General features: G+C 38.1%; 12 protein-coding genes and 1 pseudogene. 5 read left to right on the plus strand and 8 right to left on the minus strand.

Annotated elements, in window-relative coordinates:
• Positions 1-79 precede the first annotated feature (79 nt).
• Together L655_RS0123015 and L655_RS0123020 are read right to left on the minus strand one after the other, a co-directional pair.
• Positions 80-496: a hypothetical protein gene (locus L655_RS0123015; protein ID WP_225741067.1), complete on the minus strand. Its 417-nt coding sequence runs from the start codon at positions 494-496 to the stop codon at positions 80-82.
• Entirely contained in the window at positions 462-1,079 is a 618-nt protein-coding gene (locus tag L655_RS0123020; RefSeq protein WP_010554767.1) for a cation transporter, read from the minus strand. Before L655_RS0123020 ends, L655_RS0123015 begins: the two co-directional genes overlap by 35 nt.
• 79 nt (positions 1,080-1,158) lie before the next feature.
• Between L655_RS0123020 and cadR the strand changes: the two genes are divergently transcribed.
• A complete protein-coding gene (cadR, locus tag L655_RS0123025) occupies positions 1,159-1,548 on the plus strand; it encodes a Cd(II)/Pb(II)-responsive transcriptional regulator (protein ID WP_024606396.1) in 390 nt (129 codons plus the stop codon).
• Between the two features lie 251 nt (positions 1,549-1,799).
• Here the strand turns inward: cadR and L655_RS1000000126355 are convergent, their stop codons facing one another.
• The gene (locus L655_RS1000000126355; protein ID WP_024606397.1) at positions 1,800-3,155 is read right to left on the minus strand and encodes a hypothetical protein; all 1,356 of its coding nucleotides are present in this window, start codon (positions 3,153-3,155) and stop codon (positions 1,800-1,802) included.
• A 496-nt stretch (positions 3,156-3,651) separates the two neighbouring features.
• On the opposite strand from L655_RS1000000126355, the gene L655_RS0123035 reads away from it, so the two are divergent.
• Positions 3,652-3,888, plus strand: coding sequence for a hypothetical protein (locus tag L655_RS0123035; protein ID WP_024606398.1), 237 nt, complete (start codon positions 3,652-3,654; stop codon positions 3,886-3,888).
• A 54-nt stretch (positions 3,889-3,942) separates the two neighbouring features.
• A complete protein-coding gene (locus tag L655_RS0123040; RefSeq protein WP_024606399.1) occupies positions 3,943-5,376 on the plus strand; it encodes a helix-turn-helix transcriptional regulator in 1,434 nt (477 codons plus the stop codon).
• 572 nt (positions 5,377-5,948) lie between these two features.
• Here L655_RS0123040 and L655_RS0123045 read toward each other — a convergent pair.
• Positions 5,949-6,191 (minus strand): type II toxin-antitoxin system RelB/DinJ family antitoxin, encoded by a 243-nt coding sequence (locus L655_RS0123045; RefSeq protein WP_008114006.1) that lies wholly within the window; start codon positions 6,189-6,191, stop codon positions 5,949-5,951.
• A gap of 446 nt (positions 6,192-6,637) precedes the next feature.
• Here L655_RS0123045 and L655_RS0123050 point away from each other — a divergent pair, with 446 nt between their 5' ends.
• Entirely contained in the window at positions 6,638-6,844 is a 207-nt protein-coding gene (locus L655_RS0123050) for a hypothetical protein (RefSeq protein ID WP_024606882.1), read from the plus strand.
• A 129-nt stretch (positions 6,845-6,973) separates the two neighbouring features.
• A pseudogene (locus L655_RS0123055) lies at positions 6,974-7,126 on the plus strand (IS21 family transposase); the annotation flags it as partial.
• Between the two features lie 26 nt (positions 7,127-7,152).
• Here L655_RS0123055 and L655_RS0123060 read toward each other — a convergent pair.
• The 4 genes from L655_RS0123060 to L655_RS0123080 all read right to left on the minus strand — a co-directional run bounded on the left by L655_RS0123060 (position 7,153) and on the right by L655_RS0123080 (position 9,162).
• Complete coding sequence (locus L655_RS0123060) at positions 7,153-7,443, minus strand: type II toxin-antitoxin system RelE/ParE family toxin (protein WP_024606401.1); 291 nt, start codon at positions 7,441-7,443, stop codon at positions 7,153-7,155.
• A 1-nt stretch (position 7,444) separates the two neighbouring features.
• The gene (locus L655_RS0123065) at positions 7,445-7,684 is read right to left on the minus strand and encodes a type II toxin-antitoxin system ParD family antitoxin (RefSeq protein WP_008113998.1); all 240 of its coding nucleotides are present in this window, start codon (positions 7,682-7,684) and stop codon (positions 7,445-7,447) included.
• A gap of 762 nt (positions 7,685-8,446) precedes the next feature.
• On the minus strand, positions 8,447-8,758 hold the full coding sequence (locus L655_RS0123075; RefSeq protein WP_024606402.1) for a helix-turn-helix transcriptional regulator: 312 nt from the start codon (positions 8,756-8,758) through the stop codon (positions 8,447-8,449).
• Between the two features lie 71 nt (positions 8,759-8,829).
• Positions 8,830-9,162 carry a type II toxin-antitoxin system RelE/ParE family toxin gene (locus tag L655_RS0123080; protein ID WP_024606403.1) on the minus strand — a complete coding sequence of 111 codons (333 nt, stop codon included), beginning with the start codon at positions 9,160-9,162 and terminating at the stop codon, positions 8,830-8,832.
• Positions 9,163-9,323 lie beyond the last annotated feature (161 nt).

Raw genomic sequence — 9,323 nt, forward strand, 5'->3', positions numbered from 1 at the left:
CACTTTTTGCTACCCTATCCCCATTCTGTATCACGACATACATGGAAAGCACCCATGCAAACATATAGGAGGGAATGGATTAATGTTGAGGTGGGCGCAAAAGGCCTTCGACTAGGCCGTCAGTGACGTTGCGGGAATAACTGTATTGATTGGTATATAACGGTTTAGATACGTCATTTATTGGGTGTTGTGCCAGAAACTTAATCTGTCCACATTGACACAGTACACAATGGAAAGACTTAGACTCTTCACTCGACGTATTATCACCAGCATTTACATTTTTTTCGGGAACATCATAAGTGCCTATCGACTTTGATTGTTCAGGGACTGACGATACCTCCGCAGGGTAGTCATCGCATTGAGCGGCGAACGAAAAGCCCGATTGACACATGAGCAAAGTAATAAGTAGCCATGCCAACCTACGCAGTTTTGATGTGCAATTAAAAATTGGCATTTTCTTATCAACTTTGCGCATTAAGCGCTCGCTGTCTTTCATTTCCAGCATCTTCGAGGATCATTTTTGCCCCGCGCAACACAACGCACGAAACTATCACACCGATAACCAGATCAGGCCATCGAGAATCGAGCCAAAACACCAAAACGCCAGCAGAGATAACACCTAAGTTGGCAATCACATCGTTGGCTGAAAATATCCAGCTTGCCCGCATATGCACTTCTTCATTTCTTTGTTTGCGTATGATCACAAGACAAATGACATTAGCAACCAGTGCAACTGCCCCCATAGCCATCATTAGTCCCGATACAGGTTCGCTACCGTAAATTGACCGTCTTACAATATCAATGATAATCAACACACCCAGTGCCATCTGAAAAAAGCCGCTAATTCTAGCCGCATTGGCTTTGTGCAATAGCGATTTACCAATAGCATAAAGGGCAACACCATAGACAACTGCGTCGGCGAGCATATCAAGTGAATCGGCTATTAATGCGGTTGAATTAGCAAGCAACCCGATCCCCATTTCTATAACAAACATTGTCGCGTTTATTCCCAAAAGCCAATACAAAACCTGTCGTTGAGACTGGTCTTTTATTTCAACTTCGCACCCACATCCGCTCATTAGAAACACACTCTTTACTGATGAATAGTATGAGTATAAAGTCTATACTTGGTATAGAGTCAACGGTTAGGAGAAAAAAATGAAAATTGGTGATGTCGCAAAGACGACAGGTTGTAGTATTCAGACCATTCGTTTTTATGAAAAGAAGGGGCTCTTGCCTGAGCTTAAGCGCTCAAGTGGAAATTATCGTGTCTACGACAAGGGGACTATTGAACAACTCCTGTTTATCAAACAGTGTCGTTCATTAGATATGTCTATCATGGAAGTAAAAACGCTAATGGACAGTCGTTCGAGGCCAGATCAGAGCTGTTCAAATATCAATACGTTAATAGCTAAGCATTTATCAGACGTCATTATTCGCATTGAAGAGCTAAACGTATTAAAGTCATCACTCGAAAATATGGCGTCATCGTGTGACCAAGACAAAACCATTAGGGACTGTGGTATTTTAAATTATTTACACACTTAAAATTGTAAGAAGAACACAATTTCACTGTGCGCGCTCACCTTAACTTGTATCTATCGGCTAACATTCGTCATTTGTATAGAGCTATTTAATATTAAACCTGCCCTTAGGGTATTTATGTTAACTCACTTTGGGGCAAAGGCGAGTTAAATACATAACCCGCCTCTGGACAAAAGTTGGTTAGTGCAATGGCACTAACTCAACCTTAATAGATTAGTAAAAATATCTTGGAGACCTTAAACAATTGTAGCAGCTTAGCCCCAAATGTTTCGAGAAATCAAAGTATACGGCTTCTGCTGATTGTCTATAGTTTTAGTTTCTGGATCATAGAAGTAGTGAGTGATTTCGTAATTTCTAAACTCATCTAATGATAAGGGTTTTTCGGCGAAAGGATTATGGTGAATTTGAAGCCCATCTAAATGAGTTTCAAAGTGAATTTCATTACTTTTCATTTCCATCACTAGACCTTGAGATGGATGATACCAACTGGAACGAATTTCACGTTTAAGGTTGCTTTGAGTGATCGCTTTTCCAAGAGTAGCTGTAGTTGAGAAAATAACTGCACTAATATGTTTAAACTTATCCGTTGTGAAGAGCCCCAGTTCCAATGGAGTTTTGCCATTTTTTATCGCTAGATTCACTTCAACTTCAGAAAACCCATTATTTTTATCTACACCCTGTGCATATAGAACTCGGATAATAGCCTCATTATTTTGGATGAAGAACAATGGCTGCTCATACGGTGCAACGGCTATTACGTAAGGGTTGGATTTAACATGATCGTGTTTTTCGTAGGTTTCGAAATATTTTTTACTTTTAAAGTCAATTGCGTTCAACAATCGTACACACGAAAAATTAAGGAACTCTTTATCCTCAAGTAGATTTGCCCCATATCCATCCCACTCTGGTATAGAATCATGAGCATGGTTAGCAGTAACCGCCTCAACGTTAATTAGGTTTCCGTTAAGCGTATTTAAGGTGAAATCAGGGCTAGGTTGAGTAAAATCGACCTCCATCTTCAAATCTTTAAAGCACTGGAAAAGATATAGTTCCCAAAAAGACGAGTTGAATGTTTCCTGAAACTGGCGATTAAATTTGTTGTCCCTGTCTTCAAAACCACTTGCCCAACGGTTGAGTACTTCTCTCACTGGCGCATACTCTTCGGAGAGTATATGTTTAAAATTCGGATTTAATTTCTTACTTTCAGCAACAATATCAAATAATGCTAAAGGCTTCTTCGCTGTTCTATACTCAGAGCTCAAGAAATAGCGTCCAAACATATAATGTTTTAGCACGTATTCGACAATCGTGATTCTAACCATTGCAGCGATTTCACGATCTTTTTTCTCAGCTATAAATGCAGTTACATCTAATAAATACTGCTGAGGACCTGTTGGTCCATCGACGTCTTCACAGCTATTTTCAAGAGCACCTTTGTAATCAGATTCATTGATATAAAACCTCTGTACTCGGTCAACTACAAATGCAGTCCCATGCTGCGCAGCATCAAGCTCTTCAAGAATAAATTGCCATGCGACACTTTTGTTATTCTCTTTAAAATCAATTATTTCTATGATTTTCTGAACTGCCGCATTAATAAATTGTTGCATTGATTACCTTACTTAAAATCCATCAGCTAACAACTTCTATACGACTCTGCGCCGCATTTAACGCTGATATAATACAGTCTTTTCAAAATTTAATCGATAGGTTAGTGACTGCAGTGAGAGGTTCGATCGCTTAGAGAAGCATAATTTCTAGATGTACTGTATTCGGATAACTTTTGGTAGGGCAAACGCATTCCAACAAAATATGAATGAGTATTTACGCTAGCTTTTTTTGGGCAAAGGCGAGTTAAATACATAACCCGCCTCTGGACAGAAACGATTTAGAGCTGAAGTTCGGCTCCGCGGCACTTTCGGCCCTACACCCCAATGTACTATCTATGATAAGTAGTTAGAAAGCAGACCTTCGGCAACGAATTGAAAGAATACCACGCGTTGCGAATCACTCTTAAACAGTTTGTTATAAAAAATTGCACCGCAAGCAAATACATGCTATATAATGCCCAATTTACACAACATTTTTGTTGGGGAAGGGGTTTGTATGATTCCAGATTTTGACAGTACGGGAAATTTACCAGAAGGGATCCACTTAGCTTCTATGGAAGAGCTTGTAGATCGCTTTGGCTATAACCCTAAGCGAGCATGGCTGATTGATGGTTTGAAGCTATTAATATGTGCATTGCAGAAAGCTAACTGTCCGCTGGTATACATAGACGGGAGTTTCGGAACTTCCGGAAGGTGGTTCTGGCAAATTATTCGTAGATTTCTTTCAGGCTGATAAAAATACAGGTGAAAAGAAAGGCATTGTGGCGATTAAAATTGGAGGTTCATTATGATTAAGAATAACAAACAACTAGCATTAACAAGAAAGCGTGTCGAAGAGTTTTCTGGTGCTATTGAAAAGTTACAAGCAGAAGAACCAAGATTTTCTCCACTTTTAGCAAAAGCTCAGATTGACGCTTTAATTTGTCAACGTGATGAGTTAGTTCAGCAAGCCGAGGAATACGAGCATTTATTGTCAGGTGATCTAGTTGTTTTTGATGTAAATAGCCTTGCTGATTTACCAAAAGCTCTAATCATGGCTAGAATTTCGATGGGGTTAACTCAGAAAGATCTTGCTGAAAGACTAGGGATGAAAGAACAGCAAATACAGCGATATGAAAACACTGAATATAACTCAGCGAGTTTCAAAACATTAGTATCCATCGTAGAGGCACTAGATCTAAAAATTACTGAAGACGTATTTTTACCTAAAGAATCTAGAGAGAAAAATATTCTTCTATCTAAATTAAGTGATGCTGGCTTAGATAAAACGTTTATTGAAAAACGTATTGCACCAAGAGATGTGATGTCATTTGATTACGGGCTATGGGTACAAAAGACCGTCGAGAAATTGAGCTCTATTTTTGGTTGGACAAAAGAATTGTTACTTGGGGATGCACCTCTAGTTATTGGGCGCGATGGTTCAATGGTTGCTCGGTTTAAAATGCCAGTAGGAGCAAATGAAGTATATACAAGTGCTTATACCCAATATGCATATTCTATTGCCAATATAGTTGCTAATAATTGTTCTCTCGACCGAAAGACAATCCCGCAAGAACATAATGTTGTTCGCGAGTCTATATTAGAAACATACGGCGAGATTACATTTGAATCTATTCTATCTTACGTAACAAGCTTAGGAACCCCAGTAATTTCATTAAATGATTCTGGTGCTTTTCATGGCGCAACTTGGCGTATTCAAGGCAGGAATGTAATCGTGTTAAAGCAAAAATCGAGACACAATTCTAAGTGGATGTTTGATTTATTGCACGAACTATATCATGCAAGCCAATCGCCTGAACAAGAAGAGTTCTCTATTGTTGAGTTAAGCGAAACTAGTGATGAAAGGCGTAACGATCAAGAAGAAATTGACGCTAATAATTTTGCAGCTAAGGTTCTTCTTGGAGAGAATGCCGAATCATTTATTGAAGAATGTTTTAAAAATGCAAATGGAAAAATTTCATGGTTAAAGGGCTCAGTAACTCAAGTTGCCGAGAACTATCAATTAGACTGCGGTGTTTTAGCTTATCAAGTAGCAAATAAGCTCGATGCAATTTCAAAGAAAACAGGAAATAACGTTAACTGGTGGGGAGCTGCTCATAACTTACAAACAAGTACATGTGAGCCTAATACTTTATGCTTTGAAAATTTACTTTCTCATATCTATATCGAACGATTAAACACTGAAAATAGAGAGCTTATTGAGCAAATATCTGCCGAATAATTTAAAGGTCAGCACTTTGATGCTGACCTTTTTTTGTATAACAATTTAAGAATGCGCAAATTGTTCATTTTCCTGAATATAGGTTAAAGTCATCAAGAGCTAAATTTATAAACAGTTTAATTGTGCGAAGTTTACTAGTTTGTTGGTCGTCAGTCCGCTATGTAGAATCAAAAAAATAATAATGCCTTAATTCTCATCACCGGTCCGTAGTTCGCTCGCAGCCGCCCTTAGAGTATTTACGTTAACACATTTTGGGGCAAAGGTGAGTTATATTGATAAATCGTCGATGGACAATTATAAGTTAGTGTCGACGGGCGGTTCTGTGCCATACAGCGGTCGTTAACGCTTCGCTAAGCGGAAAATAATGGTTGGCTATAATCGCATAGCGATGACCAACTGTTATTTTTCCGTTTAAGCAACTAGTTAGTTTTTGTCGCCTATAGCATTTACTTCAAAGAAACCGCCACATGGTCGAGTTCCATCTTCAATACCGTTGTCTGGCTTAAAGTTAGTGGTAATCAGGTTATTTAAAGGTGGTTCATTAGATATCGAGCATTAAATTTGCGTAATGTTCATAGGGTATCTAGCGAGGTTTTGACACCTACTTTGGGAGCAGCTAAACGCGCTTTTGCTACAGTAATTAACGCTTCATCCTCACTTGTCAGTAGCGCGGATTTAAACGGCAACGCCTCTCTTTGTGCAACGTATTCTAGTGTCTGCCTTAGTAGCTCTGACGGAGTTATACCTAATTTTTCTAGTGCAGCGTAAGAACGCTTTTTCACATCATCATCGACACGAAAACTTATAGTACCCATAACGACCCTGTATTTATATATTGATTTACTGATTGTATTAAATTTATACCAGAGTACAAGTTAAAATATATTTCTGACACCTCGTACGATATTCCCAAAAAACAGAAGTTTACTTCCCTTTTAATCATAAAAATTGTAATTTTCGGAAGTATTCTTCCTGGGATGGTCATGAGTCTAATATTTCAATTGTTTGTAAGCGAGCATTTAAACAGTGCGCTTACGCTATTAATATCCATAATGAGAGATTAAGGCTAATAGCTTAAATAATTTGTGGCGGTAGGTAGTACCGACACATTAAATGCTTGTAAGAGGTTTTAGAAGTCTAAAGTGATCTAGTATCACAATGCTTAAACCGTTGACGACAAGAATCCCCTTGATTTATCAAGGGGTACTTCAACAAAAAAGAGAATAAGATTTCGTTTGCGTCTATTTATGACTTTGCGCCAATGAAAGCAGATCCTGAAATGGTAACGCGATTGTTTAAGTGGGGTGACGGTTTTGAACGTGGAGGCAAGGTAAACTTTTTGCAAGTAGCCGAGCAACTCTCACCTATGTGTGATCCAAATGAATTGATTGCATACCTTCAAGAAATAGCCAAAAGGCTCAAAAATCTGCCAACGCTACTTTTAGATGCCGGTTGCCCAAGTTATTAAGCGACAATTACGGTGGCCGGTCTAGCGACAATTATCTTGGCCGGTTGATCTGATAAGGTTCGGTACAGCAGAACGGAGGAGTTCACTGTGCCGGGAACACGAATCACTGATCAGCAGGTCACTATTTATATGAAACATAGAAAGCGTAATAGCCAAGTTATCGCGGCTGCGAAAGCAGGTATTTCTGAACGTTCAGCAAGGCGCATTGATAAACTGGATGAGCAGCCATTGTCTAATAAACGCCAATGGCGAACGCGTATAGATCCACTTGAGTCTATCTGGGACAGTATTGTTGGCCAGTTACGTTTTCAAAGAGCCCGATGTACATCCATGCTTTTATGAAGAACTCGAATAATTACAACTTCTTTCTTGCCGAATTCTTTGTAATAGATGACATGACTCCCTTGCGGTCGCTTTCTATAGCCTTCTCTAATGTAATCACAAATATAACCTAGCTCTGGTTCTTCTGCAATTTGATGAAAAACGCTATCAAGTAATTTTAAATAGTCATTTCTCTGCTGCCTGCCCCAGTTAAGTTGCGTGTAACGAGCGATTTTTATTAAATCTGATTTAGCTTTTTTAGATATATGAAATTTCATATCAATGATTTTCTTTATCTAAGTCACTTAATAGTGTGTCATATGAATAGTCAGCTATTCCGCTGTTTTCTCCCTCAACCAACATATTCCTTAAATTGTTCATTTTCAATTCTTGATCTTCTAAGGCTCTTAATCCAGCTCTTAGAACTTCACTTGCAGATCCATACCTACCAGTCTCTAATTGCTGACTAATAAATGAGTCAAAATGCTCACCTAATGTAACACTTGTATTTTTCGCCATGCCAACCTCCAATACCAAAATTCAATATATTTTGGTATCAAAAACATATCAAGTCAATTAAGAAAGACAAAAAACACCTCCTAATCCTACGTTGCTAAAGTATAAGCAACTTTTTTTTAGCTTCTTATTAAGGCGGTATGGTTGAAATTTAAAACAAATAACCCCTTACTTTGAATAACGAAAACTAGCTCTTCTAGAAGATTGACTTGCCCTGCAAGTGCAACAGAGACTTTGGGAAAATGCATGAGGGTTAAATCCTTTTACCGTACAGTTGAAATACTTCCATCCTCACAGGCGGATGCTTGCCGGTAACTGGAAGGTATTATTACAGGTTACTATAGAGGCTAAACATCTAATTTCAAGTCATTTTTATATTTTTAACAACATAAGTAATTAATGAACATGCATAAAATAGTCGTTACATATAAGCTGGTAAAATGTCTCCGTATTAGCACGAGTTCATACTCCCTTTTGATGTGCCTAGTATCGATATAGCTGCTTACCTAAAAAACTCACAGTTTAAAACAAAATTTGAAATAAACTCTGAATACTCTTCTCAGTCAGTAAAAGCTAACTTTGATCGCCTAATGAAAAAAGCACATGGCAGATTCCGCATTTATGGTAGTAACTCTAAACTGGGTTTAGAGGATAATCTACAGTTCAATGTTAAACATTTCGTGGTCAAACATCCTCACTGATTTTAGAGCTTGGAGATAGCTAATCATCCAAAGCGTCAAGATACAAGTGGTCAACTTATTCCAACTAGTGTTCTTTAACTGTTTCAACAGCCATTGTTAACTGGTTATCTGAAAAAAATGGTTTAAAACGAAAACCAATTCTGTACAAACAAGTCATTAGCTTATCAATACTGAATTTATCAATACGGCCATTAACAAGATCACTTACGCGAGGTTGGGTTAGTCCTAATTGAATCGCTGCATCAGCCTGTGACCAATTCTTCGCATTGATAATGTCACGAACAACAATCATCAGATCTGAGCGCGTCTGAAGTTCAGAAGCTTCGGCTTTATCTTCTGTAATTGCATCAAAGATGTTTGAGTATTCAAGAGTCATCTTAATAACCTTATTGATTAACTTACAAACAATATATATCAGCACTGATATATATACAAGTGTTGATATATTTATTTTATTTCGTTTTGCATTAGCTTGTACCGCTTCTTCGCAGTGTCCATAGCCTGTTTATCAACTCCGTTAGTAGTCTTGGTAAACGAGTGTAAGATGAACACTGTATCGGCAAACTTTGCAACGTAAATCGTTCGGTATGCTGGTCTGCCGTTCTCTATCAGCTCAACCGCGCCAATACCTACACTCTCCTTTAAGTGCTTAAATTTGCTAAATGGCTCTTTGTTTTGACAGATAGCGTTTAAATCATTTGCAAAGCGCTTTTGAATTTTATCAGGCAACGCTAGAAACTCTTTTTTTGATTGAGTGTTTATAAACTTAAACTTTTTCAACTTCCTAATGTCCTGTCACTTTAATTCTTGAATATACACTAATTTATGTATTCGCAGTTAAACGCTTGTCATTAGGGCGTGTTGATCTTTGTGGTATGAAAAACAAACAGCATGAAGATAAGGTATAATTGAATTCGCCAGAAAACTTTACACCGAACCTA

The organism is Pseudoalteromonas sp. TAE79 (genome assembly GCF_000498015.1).
Classification (GTDB): Bacteria; Pseudomonadota; Gammaproteobacteria; order Enterobacterales; family Alteromonadaceae; genus Pseudoalteromonas.